The organism is Vibrio cyclitrophicus (genome assembly GCF_024347435.1).
Classification (GTDB): domain Bacteria; phylum Pseudomonadota; class Gammaproteobacteria; order Enterobacterales; family Vibrionaceae; genus Vibrio; species Vibrio cyclitrophicus.
Map to the genome: position 1 here is coordinate 534,695 of NZ_AP025480.1, position 18,354 is coordinate 553,048.

Annotated in this window: 14 protein-coding genes and 10 tRNA genes; 22 read left to right on the top strand and 2 right to left on the bottom strand. The window is 44.1% G+C overall.

Annotated elements, in window-relative coordinates:
• Nucleotides 1-50 precede the first annotated feature (50 nt).
• From OCW38_RS02580 to luxS, 21 genes are all read left to right on the top strand, one after another.
• Nucleotides 51-1,232 (top strand): aspartate kinase, encoded by a 1,182-nt coding sequence (locus OCW38_RS02580; RefSeq protein ID WP_010435816.1) that lies wholly within the window; start codon nucleotides 51-53, stop codon nucleotides 1,230-1,232.
• 92 nt (nucleotides 1,233-1,324) lie between these two features.
• Entirely contained in the window at nucleotides 1,325-1,522 is a 198-nt protein-coding gene (gene csrA, locus OCW38_RS02585) for a carbon storage regulator CsrA (RefSeq protein ID WP_009847619.1), read from the top strand.
• A 475-nt stretch (nucleotides 1,523-1,997) separates the two neighbouring features.
• Nucleotides 1,998-2,090 (top strand) — tRNA-Ser (locus OCW38_RS02590).
• A gap of 44 nt (nucleotides 2,091-2,134) precedes the next feature.
• Nucleotides 2,135-2,211 (top strand) — tRNA-Arg (locus tag OCW38_RS02595).
• A 44-nt stretch (nucleotides 2,212-2,255) separates the two neighbouring features.
• A tRNA-Ser gene (locus OCW38_RS02600) sits at nucleotides 2,256-2,348 on the top strand.
• A gap of 89 nt (nucleotides 2,349-2,437) precedes the next feature.
• A tRNA-Arg gene (locus tag OCW38_RS02605) sits at nucleotides 2,438-2,514 on the top strand.
• An 80-nt stretch (nucleotides 2,515-2,594) separates the two neighbouring features.
• A tRNA-Arg gene (locus OCW38_RS02610) sits at nucleotides 2,595-2,671 on the top strand.
• 58 nt (nucleotides 2,672-2,729) lie between these two features.
• Nucleotides 2,730-2,806, top strand: a tRNA-Arg gene (locus OCW38_RS02615).
• Between the two features lie 80 nt (nucleotides 2,807-2,886).
• Nucleotides 2,887-2,963: transfer RNA gene (locus OCW38_RS02620), tRNA-Arg, on the top strand.
• A gap of 58 nt (nucleotides 2,964-3,021) precedes the next feature.
• A tRNA-Arg gene (locus tag OCW38_RS02625) sits at nucleotides 3,022-3,098 on the top strand.
• A gap of 57 nt (nucleotides 3,099-3,155) precedes the next feature.
• A tRNA-Arg gene (locus tag OCW38_RS02630) sits at nucleotides 3,156-3,232 on the top strand.
• An 81-nt stretch (nucleotides 3,233-3,313) separates the two neighbouring features.
• Nucleotides 3,314-3,390, top strand: a tRNA-Arg gene (locus tag OCW38_RS02635).
• Between the two features lie 375 nt (nucleotides 3,391-3,765).
• Complete coding sequence (locus OCW38_RS02640) at nucleotides 3,766-4,023, top strand: oxaloacetate decarboxylase subunit gamma (RefSeq protein ID WP_010435831.1); 258 nt, start codon at nucleotides 3,766-3,768, stop codon at nucleotides 4,021-4,023.
• A 31-nt stretch (nucleotides 4,024-4,054) separates the two neighbouring features.
• On the top strand, nucleotides 4,055-5,839 hold the full coding sequence (oadA, locus tag OCW38_RS02645) for a sodium-extruding oxaloacetate decarboxylase subunit alpha (protein ID WP_261894990.1): 1,785 nt from the start codon (nucleotides 4,055-4,057) through the stop codon (nucleotides 5,837-5,839).
• A 9-nt stretch (nucleotides 5,840-5,848) separates the two neighbouring features.
• Nucleotides 5,849-6,979, top strand: coding sequence for a sodium ion-translocating decarboxylase subunit beta (locus OCW38_RS02650; protein WP_261894991.1), 1,131 nt, complete (start codon nucleotides 5,849-5,851; stop codon nucleotides 6,977-6,979).
• A 170-nt stretch (nucleotides 6,980-7,149) separates the two neighbouring features.
• Nucleotides 7,150-8,103, top strand: a complete 954-nt coding sequence (locus tag OCW38_RS02655; RefSeq protein WP_261894993.1) for an NADP-dependent oxidoreductase — start codon at nucleotides 7,150-7,152, stop codon at nucleotides 8,101-8,103.
• A 6-nt stretch (nucleotides 8,104-8,109) separates the two neighbouring features.
• Nucleotides 8,110-8,571, top strand: coding sequence for a YqaA family protein (locus OCW38_RS02660; protein WP_016783767.1), 462 nt, complete (start codon nucleotides 8,110-8,112; stop codon nucleotides 8,569-8,571).
• 9 nt (nucleotides 8,572-8,580) lie between these two features.
• Nucleotides 8,581-11,439: a M16 family metallopeptidase gene (locus tag OCW38_RS02665; RefSeq protein ID WP_261894994.1), complete on the top strand. Its 2,859-nt coding sequence runs from the start codon at nucleotides 8,581-8,583 to the stop codon at nucleotides 11,437-11,439.
• A gap of 99 nt (nucleotides 11,440-11,538) precedes the next feature.
• Nucleotides 11,539-13,107 (top strand): glutamate--cysteine ligase, encoded by a 1,569-nt coding sequence (gene gshA, locus OCW38_RS02670; protein ID WP_010435871.1) that lies wholly within the window; start codon nucleotides 11,539-11,541, stop codon nucleotides 13,105-13,107.
• A 10-nt stretch (nucleotides 13,108-13,117) separates the two neighbouring features.
• On the top strand, nucleotides 13,118-13,768 hold the full coding sequence (locus OCW38_RS02675) for a transglycosylase SLT domain-containing protein (protein ID WP_010435873.1): 651 nt from the start codon (nucleotides 13,118-13,120) through the stop codon (nucleotides 13,766-13,768).
• Between the two features lie 24 nt (nucleotides 13,769-13,792).
• Nucleotides 13,793-14,311: an S-ribosylhomocysteine lyase gene (gene luxS, locus OCW38_RS02680; RefSeq protein WP_010435876.1), complete on the top strand. Its 519-nt coding sequence runs from the start codon at nucleotides 13,793-13,795 to the stop codon at nucleotides 14,309-14,311.
• Between the two features lie 138 nt (nucleotides 14,312-14,449).
• Here the strand turns inward: luxS and OCW38_RS02685 are convergent, their stop codons facing one another.
• Both OCW38_RS02685 and OCW38_RS02690 read right to left on the bottom strand, forming a co-directional pair.
• Nucleotides 14,450-15,721, bottom strand: coding sequence for an HlyC/CorC family transporter (locus OCW38_RS02685; protein WP_010435880.1), 1,272 nt, complete (start codon nucleotides 15,719-15,721; stop codon nucleotides 14,450-14,452).
• 127 nt (nucleotides 15,722-15,848) lie between these two features.
• Nucleotides 15,849-16,643: a cytochrome C assembly family protein gene (locus OCW38_RS02690; RefSeq protein ID WP_010435882.1), complete on the bottom strand. Its 795-nt coding sequence runs from the start codon at nucleotides 16,641-16,643 to the stop codon at nucleotides 15,849-15,851.
• Nucleotides 16,644-16,843: 200 nt separating this feature from the next.
• On the opposite strand from OCW38_RS02690, the gene ffh reads away from it, so the two are divergent.
• Complete coding sequence (gene ffh, locus OCW38_RS02695; RefSeq protein ID WP_010435884.1) at nucleotides 16,844-18,238, top strand: signal recognition particle protein; 1,395 nt, start codon at nucleotides 16,844-16,846, stop codon at nucleotides 18,236-18,238.
• The last annotated feature ends 116 nt before the right edge of the window (nucleotides 18,239-18,354 follow it).

Genomic DNA, 18,354 nt, shown 5'->3' on the forward strand with positions numbered 1-18,354 from the left:
TTTTTTGTCATATATAGACATTGGTCTTGGGAAGGTGAGGAAGGGTGAAAATGCCTCTTATCGTGCAGAAATTTGGTGGAACGTCGGTGGGTTCAATAGAGCGAATCCATCATGTAGCAGATAAAATCATTGAAGCGAAAAATGAAGGTAACCAGGTAGTGGTTGTCGTTTCTGCTATGTCAGGTGAAACAAATCGGTTAGTTAACTTAGCCTCGCAAATTGATAGCGTACCAAACGCTAGAGAACTGGATGTGCTGTTAACGGCTGGAGAGCAAGTTTCCATGGCTTTGTTGGCGATGACGTTGCACAAGTTAGGTTATGAAGCGACATCGATGACGGGTTATCAAGCTAAGATACACACCGATTCAAATCATAATAATGCGACGATTGAGCGTATTGATACCGCTCCAATTCAAGCCCTGTTAGATGATGGTCAAATTGTCGTAGTGGCTGGCTTTCAAGGTTTCAGTGCCAAAGGCGATATAACGACATTAGGCCGTGGCGGTTCAGATACCACGGCGGTTGCACTAGCGGGCGCACTGCAGGCTAAAGAGTGCCAAATCTATACTGATGTTGATGGTGTTTATTCTTGTGACCCTAGAGTCGTTAAGCATTCTAAAAAACTGGATACGCTAGATTTTCCCTCGATGGAAGAGATGGCCCGTAGAGGCGCTAAAGTGCTGCATCTACCGTGTGTCCAGTATGCGTGGCAACATAATCTGCCATTGAGAGTGCTATCAAGTTTTGAATCAGGCGAGGGCACGTTAATTGCGGGCAATCAGTGTTTGAATGAGATCGCTGGCATCGCCATTCAAAGAGATATGGTGCGTATTGAGTGTTTGAATGATGATTTACCGTCTTTTATATCGCAATGCCATTTGTTAGGGATCGAAGTCTGTAGTGTGATCGAGGAAACAGAACGGGCAGCGCTCATTATTAAACAAGACATAAGTGCTAAATTAAAACTAGTTTTTGCCGAAAAAATCCGTAATAGTGAACAGGTTAGTTTGTTAACTGTGGTAGGAAGCCGAACACAAGATATTGTGGTCAGTTCACATGGATTGTTGTCTGAAGGCGAAATTGATGTACAACATCACTTATTGCAGCAGCAGTCTTTAACTTTGGTGATATCACCAACGCAAGTCGATATGGCTGCTAACATATTACACAATGCATACATCGTAGCGCGTGAAACACAGGATTATCCTAAAAAAGAAGTGCATTTTGGTTAAATAAACTCAATCGATAGTTTACGAAAATATAACTTTTGTTGGATAATGCTCTCGTAGCTAGATAAATTTAGAGATTACTCAAGGAGCAAAGAATGCTAATTTTGACTCGCCGCGTTGGCGAAACACTGATGATTGGTGATGAAGTAACAGTTACTGTACTGGGCGTTAAAGGTAATCAAGTACGTATCGGTGTTAACGCACCTAAAGAAGTATCTGTTCACCGTGAAGAGATTTACATGCGCATTCAAGCTGAAAAAGGTAATGGTAACGTTGCACCTGGCAACTACTAATACTTTTGCGTAGAGAAGAGGCTAGCATTATTGCTAGCCTTTTTTGATCTTGCAGAATAGAAAAGAGTATTTCTATATAAATTGACGACCAGCTAGATGATCACTGCGGCAGTGAAACGAATACTTCATAAAGTGGTGAGACACAGACGTGATTGAAGTCGTTCGTTTGACGGTTTATTTGTTGGCTAAAACTCAAGTTTTGTTAGCTTGCCCTATGGCGCAATAATGCATCCCGTAGTATGGTGCAAACAGCGGTAACACTTGTTACTGGATAAAATAGATAATTGTTTTCGACTGTTTATTATCGTCAATCTTTCGCCTTAATTTTTAAGGGAAAATGCGTTAAATTGATCTTGGAAGTTCAATTTGCAAGCGCTTTGATTAAATAGCAAACGGTTGAGTGTTTTTGTCCAATTTTTTTCAATAAAGTGTTTGACATATTTTCGGTAAAACGTAATATGTGCCTCCGCAAGACGGTGAGGTGGCCGAGAGGCCGAAGGCGCTCCCCTGCTAAGGGAGTATGTGGTTTGTAGCTGCATCGAGGGTTCGAATCCCTCCCTCACCGCCATTTCTTGCGAGTCTAAAATTAGCAACTTAGACAAATGTAAATGTGCGTCCTTAGCTCAGCTGGATAGAGTACCTGGCTACGAACCAGGCGGTCGGAGGTTCGAATCCTCCAGGACGCGCCATTCTCTTTTCTCTTACTTGTAAGTGATTTGGGAATAATGAATTAGGTGAGGTGGCCGAGTGGCCGAAGGCGCTCCCCTGCTAAGGGAGTATGTGGTTTGTAGCCGCATCGAGGGTTCGAATCCCTCCCTCACCGCCATTCATTACAGGCCGATGGCCTTTTTTTTTCTTCGTAGCAAGAAGAATGTGATATATTTCACAACTTCATTCTAAGTGAATGAACACCGTGCGTCCTTAGCTCAGCTGGATAGAGTACCTGGCTACGAACCAGGCGGTCGGAGGTTCGAATCCTCCAGGACGCGCCACTATTTAAGGGCTTCTTTCTTACGAGAATGAAAATCCTTGTATTGAATTGTTGATTACAACAAGTTGATACTAAAACCGTGCGCTCTTAGCTCAGCTGGATAGAGTACCTGGCTACGAACCAGGCGGTCGGAGGTTCGAATCCTCCAGAGCGCGCCACTATTTAGGGTTTCTTTTATGAACCCCTGATATTGGGAATACCGATATCGAAAACTGCGCGTCCTTAGCTCAGCTGGATAGAGTACCTGGCTACGAACCAGGCGGTCGGAGGTTCGAATCCTCCAGGACGCGCCACTCTTTAGGGCTTCTTTCTTACTAAGAATAGAAACCCTTGTATTGAATAGTTGTTTACAGCGAATTGATACTAAAACCGTGCGCTCTTAGCTCAGCTGGATAGAGTACCTGGCTACGAACCAGGCGGTCGGAGGTTCGAATCCTCCAGAGCGCGCCACTATTTAGGGTTTCTTTTATGAACCCCTGATATTGGGAATACCGATATCGAAAACTGCGCGTCCTTAGCTCAGCTGGATAGAGTACCTGGCTACGAACCAGGCGGTCGGAGGTTCGAATCCTCCAGGACGCGCCACTCTTTAGGGTTTCCTTGTGAACTCCTGATATTGGAAATACCGATATCGAAAACTGCGCGTCCTTAGCTCAGCTGGATAGAGTACCTGGCTACGAACCAGGCGGTCGGAGGTTCGAATCCTCCAGGACGCGCCACTCTTTAGGGCTTCTTTCTTATGAGAATGAAATCCTTATATTGATATGTTGTTACTAACAATAAATTGATATTAAAACCGTGCGCTCTTAGCTCAGCTGGATAGAGTACCTGGCTACGAACCAGGCGGTCGGAGGTTCGAATCCTCCAGAGCGCGCCACATTATTAAAAAAAGCCTCGTTTATGCGAGGCTTTTTTTATACTTGCCATAAAATTATTGCTGTAATGTTAAATTTAATGATTATTTAACTTATTGTATTTTAAGTAGTTCTTGAGTGCTTCCTTCTTATTCTACCTTTCTCATATCATTTCTCAGAAGAGCCCCGTTTAAGTCACAGTTTAAATATCTAAAAATGACGTATTTAACAGATTTATGTGATCTGATAGGCGAATAATTAACCTGATGTGTGCGTTATCCGTAACAGAACCTTAAACAAAATTGACAAACTTTTAGCAATCGAGATAATCCATGGGTCGGGATAACTATTCGCTGAAATCCTGCGCACATGTCAGGATGACGAAGAAAGGAAGCAACATGACTAATATTGGAAGCCTGCTAGGAGATGCGGCAACTCTAATGATAACGGGTATGTCCGTTGTCTTTATTTTCCTAACTATTCTAGTTTACCTCGTTCGGTTGATGTCAAAACTGGTACCAGAAGAAGTACCTGAACCGATCGCAGCACCTAAAAAAATTAAAAAATCACAATCAAACCCTTCAGCTGTTAGTCCACAAGTTGTGGCAGCAATTTCGGCCGCGGTTCATCAATACCGTGCGTCTACTGCTAAGTAGCATTTAAAGGATTAAAAAGGAGTTTATGAGCATGTCTAAACCACTAGCTATCACAGATGTGGTACTTCGTGACGCGCACCAGTCACTATTTGCTACTCGTATGCGTATCGAAGATATGCTGCCAATTGCGGCAGAACTGGATAAAGTCGGTTACTGGTCATTAGAGACTTGGGGCGGAGCGACGTTTGATTCGTGTATCCGTTTTCTTGGAGAGGATCCATGGGAGCGCTTGCGTGAACTGAAAAAAGCGATGCCAAACACACCAATGCAGATGCTACTGCGTGGTCAAAACCTGCTGGGTTACCGTCACTACGCGGATGATGTAGTCGAAAAGTTTGTTGAACGTGCACACCAGAATGGTATGGATGTTTTCCGTATCTTTGATGCGATGAATGATGTACGTAACTTTGAAACAGCAGTGAAAGCAACGATCGACGTTGGTGGTCACGCTCAAGGTACTTTGTCTTATACAACCAGTCCGGTTCACAACTCAGATACTTGGGTTGATTTGGCTAAACGCTTAGAGGATTTAGGGTGTCACTCTCTATGTATTAAAGATATGTCAGGCTTATTGAAGCCGTATGAAGCTGAAGAGCTGATTACTCGTATCAAAGCGTCGTGTGACGTGCCTCTAGCGCTACATAGCCACGCAACAACAGGTCTATCGACAGCAACCGCGGTTAAAGCCGTTGAAGCGGGAATCGATATTCTAGACACCGCTATTTCTTCAATGAGCTGTACCTACGGTCACACGCCAACTGAAACTGTTGTGGCGATGTTAGAGGGTACTGAGCGCGATACTAACCTTAAACTTGATCAGATTGAGCCTATTGCATCTTATTTCCGTGATGTACGTAAAAAGTACGCAAAATGGGAAGGTCAGTTAAAAGGTGTGGATTCTCGTATTTTAATTGCTCAAGTTCCTGGTGGCATGCTAACCAATATGGAAGGCCAGCTGAAAGAGCAAGGCGCGGCCGATCGTATGGATGAGGTACTGGAAGAGATACCACGCGTACGCAAAGAGCTTGGGTACATTCCTTTGGTAACACCAACTTCTCAGATTGTCGGTACTCAAGCGGTTATCAATGTGCTAACGGGTGAACGCTATAAAAGCATCACTAAAGAGACGGCTGGTCTACTGAAAGGTGAATACGGTCAAGCTCCAGCTGAAGTTGATACTGAACTCCAAGCTAAAGTTCTCGATGGTGCTGAGCCAATCACTTGTCGCCCTGCTGATTTACTTAAATCAGAGATGGATACGCTAACGACAGAGCTTTTAGAAAAAGCAAAATCAGACGGTATTTCATTAGCTGAAGACACGGTTGATGATGTTCTTACTTACGCATTGTTCCCACAAGTAGGTCTTAAGTTCCTTAAGAATCGTCATAACCCTGAAGCATTTGAGCCTGCGCCAACACTAGAAACAGCGTCTCCAGTTGCAGCAGCTCCTGTACAAGCTTCTGGTGGTATTGAAAGCTATAGCGTGAAGGTTGATGGTCAAGTTTATGATGTTGAAGTTGGCCCACAAGGTGAACTTACATCAGTAACACCATCGGCAAAACCGGCTCAAGCGACTCAAACGGCACCAGTGGCAGCGTCTGATGCGGAATCCGTACCTGCGCCATTGGCGGGCAACATCTTTAAAGTTATCGTTCAACCGGGTGCGGAGGTTGCTGAAGGCGATGTTCTGCTTATCTTGGAAGCGATGAAGATGGAAACGGAAGTTCGTGCTGCTCGTGGTGGTACCGTTCAAGAATTGAATGTTAAAGAAGGCGATGCAGTTACTGTAGGCGCTCCACTACTAAGCTTGGCGTAAGGGAGTACCATGGAAGGATTGATGACCTTATGGTCTGAAACAGGAATTGCTAACTTTGAGTTCGGCCAAATCTGTATGATGCTGGTTGGTTGCTTATTGTTGTTTTTGGCAATTCGAAAAGGGTTTGAACCTTTATTGTTGTTACCTATTGGTTTTGGTGCAGTATTAGCAAACATTCCAAATGCTGGATTTACTGAGCCTGGTGGTTTGCTTTACTACGTCTACTACGTAGGTATTGAGACGGGTATTTTTCCACTACTAATCTTTATGGGTGTTGGTGCTATGACGGACTTCGGTGCGTTAATTGCGAACCCTAAAACACTGTGGCTAGGCGCTGCTGCTCAGTTTGGTATCTTTGCAACATTATTTGGTGCAATCTTGCTGAATTATGTTCCTGGAATGGAGTTCTCGATGGCAGATGCTTCGTCAATTGCGATCATTGGTGGTGCCGACGGCCCAACTGCGATCTTCTTGGCGAGTAAGTTATCTCCTGATCTATTAGGCGTAATCGCCGTAGCGGCATATAGCTACATGGCTTTGGTTCCTATTATTCAGCCTCCAATTATGAAAGCGTTAACGTCACCGGAAGAACGTAAGATTAAGATGGCTCAACTTCGTCATGTTAGCAAAGCAGAGAAAATTCTTTTCCCGCTGGCTGTGCTATTGATGACGATTTTGTTCCTACCTTCAGCAACACCTCTCGTAGGTATGTTCTGTTTGGGTAACTTAATGCGTGAAGCTGGTGTAGTGGATCGTCTTTCAAAAACAGCCCAAAATGAACTGATTAACATCGTGACTATTTTCCTAGGTCTAGGCGTTGGTTCTAAGCTTCAAGCAGATACGTTCTTGAACCTAGAGACGCTTGGTATTCTCGGTTTAGGTGCCGTGGCGTTCAGTATTGGTACGGCCGGTGGTGTCTTGATGGCGAAGGTGCTTAACCGCTTCTCGAAAGAAGACATTAACCCACTTATTGGTGCAGCTGGTGTATCAGCCGTTCCGATGGCGGCTCGTGTTGTGAACAAGGTTGGACTTGAGGCAAACCCTCAGAACTTCTTGTTAATGCATGCAATGGGACCTAACGTGGCTGGTGTACTTGGTAGTGCGGTTGCTGCGGGTATTTTATTAGCGCTAGTAGGCTAATAAAATACTAGGTCATGTATCGTTACGTTAATTGGTCGTCAATTTACGAATGAGCGGTTAACTTAGCCTTATTAAATGGTTTATAGTCAAAGGGATGCTTTCGCATCCCTTTCTTTTTATCAATTAGGGTGTTTGCTCACTAGGGCTTTATCAATCAAGGAAATGTGGAAATGGAAAATAAACAGATAGCGATTACTCAATTCGGCGGCGTCGAAAACCTTAGTATTCAAACCCGTGCTATTCCTGAGCCTAAAGCTGGAGAAGTGGTGGTTAAAGTTTCTTTTTCGGGCATTAATCCGATTGATGTTAAAACTCGTGCAGGCCTCGGTTGGGCCGCGGCGCAGAACAAAGAGAACCTTCCTTGGGTTCCTGGTTACGACATTTCAGGGCAAATCGTCACGGTAGGCGATCAGACTGAGCACTTTGCTATTGGCGATAATGTAGCTGGCTTTATTGGTTTCCCACTGCAAGGTGGCGGCTACAGCCAGTATGTGTGTGTTCCAGAAGCAGCCTTAAGCATGGTACCTGATTCAGTTACGCTAGAAGCGGCAGCTGCACTGCCACTCGCTAGCCAAACAGCAGCACAAGCACTAAACAGAGCTGAAGTGAAAGAGGGCGATCGCGTACTCATTCTGGCGGGGGCAGGCGGCGTTGGTCACCTAGCGGTTCAAATCGCTGTGGCGGCAAAAGCTGAAGTCTACACAACTTGTAGTGAATCCAACCTTGATTACCTAGCGACATTAGGGGCTCATGCGATCAACTATAAATTTGCTCCGGCATCTGAACGAGTCTCTGATGTTGATGTTTTGATCGATCTTGTCGGTGGAGACACCGCTCTTGATGCACTGAAGTGCTTAAAAGATGGTGCAAGAGTTGTGACAGTCCCAACTTTATCTGCTGAATTGATTTGCGAAAAAGCAACATTATTAGGCTTTACTGCATCAGGTATGCTGGTTGAGCCAAACCCAGAGCAAATGGATACCATGCTTTACATGGTTAGCGTTGGATTGCTCAAAACAGAAATTCAAGGTATTTACCCGTTAGACGAAGCGCAGTCGGCTCACCTACAGGTTGAAACCGGACACACCAGAGGCAAGGTACTACTTAAAATGCAAGAAGGTTGATATGCAGTGCTAGAGTTTTTCAATTCTCTTTTTGAAAATATAGCGTTGTGGTTTTCAGATTCAGCGCTTTGGGTACTCTTCATCAGTGGCTTTTTGAGTGCCACATTGTTACCCGGCGGTTCAGAAGCAAGCCTTGTGGCTGCCTTGAGCTTAGATCAGTTCTCAACATCATCGATTATCCTTTTGGCGACACTTGGCAATACCTTAGGCGGCTTGACCAATTATTGGATTGGTTTGTGGTTGCCTAACCGAACTGAATCTGAAAAACATGGTCATAAGGCTATGGCTTGGCTGAGCCGCTATGGTTATTGGACTCTGTTGTTTAGTTGGTTACCGATCATTGGTGATCCGTTGTGTTTTGCTGCGGGTTGGCTAAGAATGAAATTCATCCCTAGCGTTATCTTGATAGCAATTGGCAAGGCCGCTCGCTATAGCTTACTAGCTGCTATTTACTTCGGTTTTTTCTAAGGAGAACCTATGAAAAAGGTTTTACTTGGTACATTTTCTCTTATCGCCATCGTAGGCTGTTCTTACAATGTACCTAGCTCAACACCCTTCTTTTCTTCATTACCGGAAGGCGTCACTTTATTAGAAGAAGTTAAACCTTCCAAAGATAAAGTTGTGATCCCTTATACTAAGTATCAACTTGAGAATGGTCTAACTGTTATTCTTTCCCCTGATGATTCTGATCCATTGGTGCATGTCGATGTGACTTATCACGTCGGTTCTGCTCGTGAACAGATTGGGAAGTCGGGCTTTGCACACTTCTTTGAACACATGATGTTCCAAGGCTCTGAGAACGTCGGTGACCAGCAACACTTTAAGATTATTACCGAAGCGGGTGGTTCGCTAAACGGCACTACTAACCGCGATCGTACCAATTACTTTGAAACGGTTCCTTCTAACCAACTTGAGAAAATGTTGTGGTTAGAATCAGACCGAATGGGTTTCCTATTGGACGCGGTTTCTCAAAAGAAATTTGAGGTTCAAAGAGGCACGGTTAAAAACGAACGAGCTCAGAGTTATGAAAACCGCCCTTACGGTTTAATGTGGGAACGAATGGGTGAAGCTCTTTACCCTGAAGGCCACCCATATTCGTGGCAACCAATTGGTTATGTTGAAGATCTAGACCGCGTTGATGTGAATGATCTTAAGGCTTTCTTCTTACGTTGGTATGGTCCAAATAATGCAGTATTGACGATTGGTGGTGATATCGATGTTGATGACACGCTAGAGTGGATTAACAAGTATTTTGGTCCTATCCCTAGAGGCCCGGAAGTTAAGGCTGCAGAGAAGCAACCAGCGATACTAAAAGAAGATAAATACATCACCCTAGAAGATAATATTCGTCAGCCGATGGTGCTTGTCGGCTGGCCGACGACTTATCGCGGTGAAGAAACACAAGCGTCAATAAATGCTTTGTCTAACGTATTGGGTTCTGGTACCAACAGTTACCTGTATCAAAACCTAGTAAAAACACAAAAAGCAGTAAGCGCAGGATCTTTCCATGATTGTGCTGAACTCGCTTGTACTATGTATGTTTATGCGATGGGCAACTCGGGTAAAAAAGGTGATTTGACGGTTCTTAATAAAGAATTGATGGATACCTTAGAACAATTTTCTAAAGAGGGTGTTGAACAAGAGCGTTTAGACCAAATTACTGGTATGGCTGAAGCGGATGCGGTTTTTGCGCTGCAAAGTGTCAAAGGCAAGGTGTCACAACTCGCTTCTAATCAAACTTTCTATGGCCAACCGGATCGTATTGAATCGCAGTTAGATCAAATTCGAGCGGTTACGCCTGAAAGTGTTAGCAAAGCTTATCAAGATTTTATCGAGGGTAAGCATAAGGTGACGTTGAGTGTCGTTCCGAAAAAACAGCTCGATTTAGCGGTTCGTGAAGCCACTTTCACTACCCCCGATCGTACTCTGCCTGAATACAGCAAGGTAACGGAAGATCAGCTTGATATCAGAAAAGCACCGAATACTTTTGATCGCAGTGTGATGCCTGAAGTGAACTTTGGTGTTGAAGCAACTATGCCTGATCTTTATCGCATGCACTTTGCAAACGGTACTGACTTGATTGGTACCGAGACCAATGAAACACCGACAGTACAGCTACAAATTCAGCTTCCTGCTGGTGAGCGTTATGTTCGTCAAGGTCAAGAAGGCCTAGCAAACCTAACCGCAGCGATGATGGAGGAAGGCTCGACTCAACGAACGGTTGAAGAGTTACAAGCAACCTTAGATAAATTGGGCAGTAGCGTTAGCATAAACGCGGGCAGCTACACCACGGATATTTCTATCTCAACGTTAGAGAAAAATTTGCCTCAAACCTTAGCAATAGCAGAAGAGGTTCTATTTAAGCCTAAGTTTGATGAGCAAGATTTCGAACGCGTTAAGAAACAGATGTTAGAAGGGGTGGTTTATCAGCATCAACAACCAAGCTGGATGGCTTCTCAAGCCACACGTGAAGTTTTGTTTGGCAACAGCATCTTTGGTCGAACTAGTGATGGTACTAAGGCCTCTTTAGAATCGTTAACCTTAGACGATGTAAAACTGTTTTACAGTCAGCACTATACTCCTGAGGGGGCTAATATTGTTATTGTAGGCGACATCTCGAAGAAAGAGGCCAGCAAGCAGCTTCAATTCTTCGAACAATGGCAAGGCGATGCGGCACCACTAACGCGTCCTCAGATCATCAAAGAGCTTTCAGGGCAACGTTTGTACTTAGTGGATAAGCCAGGAGCACCACAGAGCATCGTTCGTTTAGTGCGTAAAGGTTTACCTTTCGACGCGACTGGTGAGTTGTATTTGAGCCAGCTAGCCAACTTTAACTTGGCCGGTAACTTCAATAGCCGCATTAACCAAAACTTACGTGAAGACAAGGCGTACACTTACGGTGCAAGCGGTTACTTCGCGAGTACTCGAGAAACCGGTGCCGTAGTATTTAGTGCTCAAGTGAGAGCCAATGCGACGGTTCCATCGATTCAAGAGTTTATTAATGAACTGAATGAGTTTAGTCAGAGTGGATTAACTGACGAAGAGGTGAAATTTATGCGCCTTGCCGTCGGTCAACAAGATGCGCTTAAATACGAAACACCAAGTCAAAAGGCTGGTTTGTTGAGTAATATTGTCGCATTGAGCCTAGATGAAGATTACCTACAACAACGTAATCAGATAGTTGAAACCGTCTCAAAAGAGACGTTAAACGAGCTATCGAAGAAATGGTTTGACCCGAATGATTATCAAATAATTGTTGTTGGCGATGCGACTTCGCTTCGTCCTCAATTAGAAAAGTTAGATATTCCAATAGAAGAGCTTGAAATCATTCGTTAGAGTACACATTAAAGGGGGAGGGAATAGACTCTACTTTTCTCCTCCAACCTAATTTATGATAGTTCTAATCAGAACGATATAAGATAAGTGAACTGAATTTTGACTGATTTTGCTGCGCGACTAAAGCAAGTTGCAACCAACCCTAAGACCTTCTCTCAATTTGGTCGTGGTGTTGAAAGGGAAACGTTACGCTACACGGAAGATGGGCATCTTGCTACTGGGCCGCACCCAAAGGCTTTGGGATCTGCGTTGATGAACGGATGGGTAACGACCGATTTTTCCGAGTCGCTACTGGAGTTTATTACGCCTGTTTCTAACGACGTTCCGACTCTTTTGAATCAGTTATCTGATATCCATCATTTCACACAAACCAAGTTAGATGGCGAGAAAATGTGGCCGCTTTCAATGCCTTGTTACGTAGGGAGTGAAGATGACATTCAGCTGGCGCAATACGGCACCTCTAACAACGGAAAAATGAAGACGCTATATCGTGAAGGCTTAAAGCGCCGCTACGGTAGTCTGATGCAAATCATTTCAGGTGTTCATTTTAACTTCTCTTTCCCTGAAAGTTTCTGGGATAGCTTGTTTGGTGAGCAAACAGAAGAAGCGCGTTGTGAAGCTAAGTCAGATGCGTACTTTGGTTTGATTCGTAATTACTACCGTTTTGGTTGGTTAATCCCATATTTCTTTGGTGCTTCACCGGCATTGTGCCCTTCTTTCATTAAAGGAAGAGAAACAAACCTACCTTTTGAAAAAATTGGTGAGACACTATACCTGCCAAAAGCAACGGCACTTCGCCTGAGTGATCTTGGCTACACTAACAGCGCTCAAAGTGTATTGAAAATTGGTTTCAACAGCCTAGGTCAGTACCTCGAAGGTTTGAATGAAGCGATTCGTACACCATCAGAAGAGTTCGCTGAGATTGGTACTAAGGTTGATGGTGAATATCGTCAACTTAATACTAACGTTCTTCAAATTGAGAATGAGCTGTATGCGCCAATTCGCCCTAAGCGCGTAGCGAAAAACGGTGAGAAGCCGTCTGAAGCATTGGCTCGCAGTGGTGTTGAGTACATAGAAGTTCGTTCTTTAGATGTAAACCCATTCAGTTCAGTTGGTATCAATGAGCAGCAGGTTCGTTTCCTTGACCTGTTCCTAACGTGGAGCGTGTTAACAGACTCTGCTGAGATGGATAATTGTGAGTTGGAATGCTGGCGAGATAACTGGAACAAGGTAATCTTAGAAGGTCGTCAGGTTGGTTTAGAACTGAAAATTGGTTGTGACGGCGAGAGACTATCATTACAAGACTGGGCTAAGCGTGTATTCAAAGATTTGCGTTCTATTGCTGAAATGATGGATGCAGAGCAAGGTGGCCGCGCTTACCAAGAAACTTGCGATACGCTTGAAACTTGGATTGATAATCCAGAGCTGACTATTTCAGGTCAGTTGCTTGAAGAAACCAAAAAATTAGGTGGTTTGGGTAATGTAGGTTGTGCGTTAGGAAAAACTTACGCTCAGCAACATAAAGCGCACCAGTACAAAGTGTATTCAGCTGAGTTGATGGAAGCGGAAGTTCAACGCTCTATGATTGCTCAGCAACAAAGTGAAGAAGCTAGCACTCAAGACTTTGATAGCTTCTTAGCGGATTATTTTTCGTATTTAAAAGCATAGCGAGACTTTGGTGGAAAGGAAGCAAGCCTTATTAGGTCAGCCTACTCATGCGAGTGGTAAATGGTTACCTGTCATAACTGTTGGTGTTGTCTCTAGCCTGTTGGTTGGCTGTGCAACGCCACCGCCTAAACAGCAAGATAATCTGTGTAGCATCTTCAGAGAACACCCATCGTGGTATGAAGATGCCTTGGATATGCAAGAAAAGTGGGGCACACCAATCAACGTAGCGATGGCTTTTGTGAAACAAGAAAGTAGCTTTCGTCATGATGCGCGCCCACCAAAAGATTATATTCTGGGCTTCATTCCTTGGGGGCGTGTAAGTAGTGCCTACGGTTATGCGCAAGCTCAAGATCCTGCTTGGGAAGATTTCCAAAAAGCGACCAATAACGGTGGCTCAAGAACCAACTTCGATGATGCATTGATGTTCATTGGTTGGTACACCAACGAGACGCGCCGTCAGCTTGGAATTTCTTTGTGGGATCCTTATAACCAATACCTGGCTTATCATGAAGGGCGTGGTGGTTATAAGCGTAAATCATACAACAGCAAACCATCTTTAATTAAGGTGGCTCGCAAAGTAGAACAACAAGCAAAAGATTATGGCTGGCAACTTAAACAGTGCCGCAAAGAACTGGAAGACAATCGAAGTTGGTTTTTCTAAAGCCAACCGTCATGGAGAAGAGCAATGCCTTTATTAGATAGTTTCACTGTTGATCACACACGCATGAACGCACCAGCCGTTCGTGTTGCTAAAACAATGCAAACCCCGAAAGGGGATACCATCACTGTGTTTGACCTGCGTTTTACTGCGCCAAACAAAGATATCCTATCTGAGAAAGGTATCCACACGCTTGAGCACTTATATGCTGGATTCATGCGTAATCAACTGAACGGTTCAGATGTAGAGATTATCGACATTTCACCGATGGGTTGTCGTACTGGTTTCTACATGAGCCTAATTGGTACACCTACAGAGCAACAGGTAGCGGACGGCTGGTTGGCAGCAATGCAAGATGTGCTGAAAGTTGAGAATCAAAATAAAATTCCTGAGTTGAACGAATACCAATGTGGTACTGCGGCAATGCATTCTTTGGATGAAGCGAAAGAGATTGCCAATGCGATCATCTCAGCTGGTATCTCTGTAAACAAAAATGACGAACTGGCGTTGCCAGAGTCTATGCTACAAGAGCTTAAAATCGACTAATCATTTAGATTTATTTTAAATTAGCTAGATATTAAAAGGCCCGGTTCGATGAACCGGGCCTTCTTTTGTTTATCAATCTATTTTTATCTAAGCGTGAGAGTAAGCAATTGCTCTCAACCGATAGTGGTCACTCAATCATTACCCATTCACGACCTGCGGGAACACGCGAACCAGTTTGATACGGTTCTCTTCAAGTTCTACGATTTCCATTGGGTGACTCGCAACTTGAACACTTAAGTGGCTCTCAGGAATATCTTCGAGGTGCTCTAATATCAAACCATTAAGCGTTCTTGGACCGTCGGTAGGCAGAGCCCACTGTAAGCCTTTGTTTATGTCTCTGATGTTAGCGCTACCTTCAATCAAGAAGCTCCCATCACTTTGCGGAGTGATTTCTTCCGACAAGCTAGGTGTAATTGAAGTCGTGAACTCACCAACGATCTCTTCAAGAATATCTTCTAGTGTAACCAATCCATTAATATCGCCATACTCATCAACAATTAAACCGATACGCTGTTTATTGCGTTGGAATTTCAGTAGTTGAATGTTGAGTGGTGTCGCTTCAGGGATAAAATAGATCTCATCTGCAGCACGTAACAGCGTCTCTTTATTGAACTCGTTTTTTTCAAGCATCAAACGATAAGCTTCTCGCAGTCTCAGCATGCCAACTACTTCATCTATTTGATCGCGGTATAACACGATACGGCCATGAGGTGAGTGAGTCAGTTGGCGGACGATTGATTTCCAATCATCATTGATGTCGATGCCGGTGATCTCATTACGTGGCACCATGATGTCATTCACGGTGACGTGCTCTAAATCTAGAATAGAGACCAACATATCTTGGTGACGCTGAGGTATTAAGCTTCCCGCTTCATTTACCACGGTTCTCAGCTCTTCTGAGCTTAAGTGGTCGGTTGCATCGTGACTGGCTTTGACTCCTAAGATACGAATGAACCCGTTAGTAATGAAGTTCACTAAAATCACCAGTGGTGACAGTACCTTCATCAGTATCATCAATAGAATACTGCTGGCGTAAGAGACACGTTCAGGAAACAGAGAGGCGATGGTTTTTGGGGTGACTTCGGCAAACACAAGGATCACGAGAGTCAGGACACCTGTAGCGATAGCCACACCGATATCCCCGTAGATGCGCATACCTAGAATAGTCGCGATCGCTGATGCTAGAATATTGACGAGATTGTTACCGATGAGAATGAGGCCAATCAATCTGTCTGGGCGGTTCAGAAGTTTTTCTACACGCTTCGCACCTTTATGACCCGTATTGGCCAAGTGCTTTAAACGGTAGCGGTTCAAGGACATCATGCCCGTTTCTGAACCAGAAAAATAACCAGAAATTACAATGAGACACGCGAGTAGCGCAAATAAGATACCCGTTGATATGTCGTCCAAAACTATTCTTTTCCTATTTGTGTATCTTGATTAATTTATGACCGAACATGGCCGAGATGTCAATTGAATGTCTTGCACTCAATATATTAAAGGCAAGGTACACGAGACCTTGCCTTTATTTTACAGATTAGTTCAGGATTATTTCTTGAACGAAGCGACTACCGAAGTAGGCTAATGTCAGCATGCTGGCACCTGCTAAGGCGAACCAAGTCACTTTTTGTCCACGCCAACCTTTCTGGTAGTGACCCCACAAAAGGATGGAGTAGATAACCCAAGCGATAAAAGACAATACAGCCTTGTGTGCTTTTCCTTGAGCAAACATATCTTGTACGAAGATAAGGCCAGTCAATAAAGTACCCGTTAATAAACCATTACCAATCAAAATGATCTTGAAAAGCTGCCTTTCCACCATCATTAAAGGAGGTAAGTTAGGGTTTATCACTAGGGCTTTCTTCTTTTTAAGTTTGTGATCGAGCCAAGCGAGCTGTAGGGCGTATAGCGCACCGATGGTAAGCGTTGCGTACGAGAACAACGCCAAAGAGATGTGTACGAGCAGTTTTGGATCGTTCTCTAAATGTTTGATGAAGGTGCTTGGAAGAAAAGTGGCCGCCATCAAATTCAACGCAGCGAAGCTATAAACAACGGGCAAGATGAACCACAAACGGGTTTTGAGCATGGCACCGCTCATTACCACAGAGATAATTAAACTGATTAATGAAGCAACGTTCAAGATACTTAGGTTTTGGCCACTGGCATTAAAAATCAAATCGCCAAGCAACAAAGCATGAAAAACTAGAGCAAGTAATGCGCTGATAAGCACCGTTTTTACACGGATCCCTGTTTGGTGCACGAGACCTGGAATGATCGTGGAAATCGCCATTATATAAAGAAAGGCTGCTGCGATCGCAATAAGACTGTCCATGGTATCCATTTAAATGATTACTAATTGGCGAATTATACCTCGCATCGCTCTTTGGGGCTATGGTGAACCTCATTCAATTCCAAGTGAATAATGTCTCACATCACAAGCACGGATGATTAACGCTCTACAACGGGTATGACTCTAATCCGCGCTAATGTATACTCACAGTAATAGTCGCAGTTTTGAGCGAAGAGAAAACTATGTTTGATAATTTAACGGATCGTCTATCCAAAACGCTGAAGAACATCAGCGGTAAAGGTCGTCTGACCGAAGACAATATTAAAGAGACGCTGCGTGAAGTACGTATGGCGCTACTTGAAGCCGACGTTGCATTGCCAGTTGTCCGTGATTTTGTTAAGCGCGTAAAAGAAGGCGCTGTGGGTGTTGAGGTATCTAAATCTCTAACACCGGGTCAAGAATTCATTAAGATCGTTCAAGCTGAACTTGAAGCGGTGATGGGTGAGTCTAACGAAGCTCTTAATCTAGCAGCGCAACCGCCAGCAGTCATCTTAATGGCGGGTCTACAAGGTGCGGGTAAAACCACATCGGTAGGTAAGCTATCTAAGCTCCTGACTGAGCGTGACAAGAAGAAAGTATTGGTTGTGTCTGCCGACGTTTACCGTCCTGCGGCGATAAAACAACTTGAAACGTTAGCAAGCGATGTGGGCGTAGACTTCTTCCCGTCTTCAGCGGATCAAAAGCCTCTTGATATTGCAAACGCTGCAATCGACCATGCGAAGAAGAAATTCTACGACGTGCTGCTTGTCGATACGGCGGGTCGTTTAGCTATCGATGAAGAGATGATGGGCGAAATCAAAGAGCTTCATACGGCAATTAAGCCAGTAGAAACTCTATTCGTTGTTGATGCTATGACAGGTCAAGATGCAGCGAACACGGCTAAAGCCTTTGGTGATGCTCTACCACTAACCGGTGTTATCTTGACGAAAGTTGATGGTGATGCGCGTGGTGGTGCTGCACTGTCTGTTCGTCATATCACGGGTAAACCGATTAAATTCTTAGGTGTTGGTGAAAAAACTGATGCACTAGAACCGTTCCACCCAGATCGTGTTGCTTCTCGTATCCTAGGTATGGGCGACGTACTGTCTTTAATTGAAGACCTACAAAAGAACGTTGATACCGAGAAAGCAGAGAAACTGGCGAAGAAGTTCAAAGAGAAGAAAGGTTTTGACCTAGAAGACTTCCGTGAACAGCTTGGTCAGATGCAAAATATGGGCGGCATGATGGGCATGATGGATAAGCTTCCAGGTATGTCTCAGCTACCAGATAACGTTAAAGATAAAGTTGATGACAAGATGTTCAAGCAGATGGAAGCGATCATCAACTCTATGACAATGAAAGAGCGTCAACGCCCTGACCTAATCAAAGGCTCTCGCAAAAAGCGTATTGCTGCTGGTTCTGGTACTCAGGTACAAGATGTAAACCGTATGCTTAAACAGTTCACCCAAATGCAGAAGATGATGAAGAAAATGCAAAAAGGTGGAATGAAAGGCATGATGCGCAACATGCAAGGCATGATGGGCGGCGGTGGAGGTATGGGCGGAATGGGTGGTGGTTTTAACCCGTTTGGTCGATAATCTACAAATGTAACCTTTAGCTACGTTACTTTTCATAGTGTTAGCCGTGTCACAGAAAGTGTTCGGCAGCTATGTTGGTGAAAAAATAGCTAAAGCCCTTGCATTGCACCGGAATA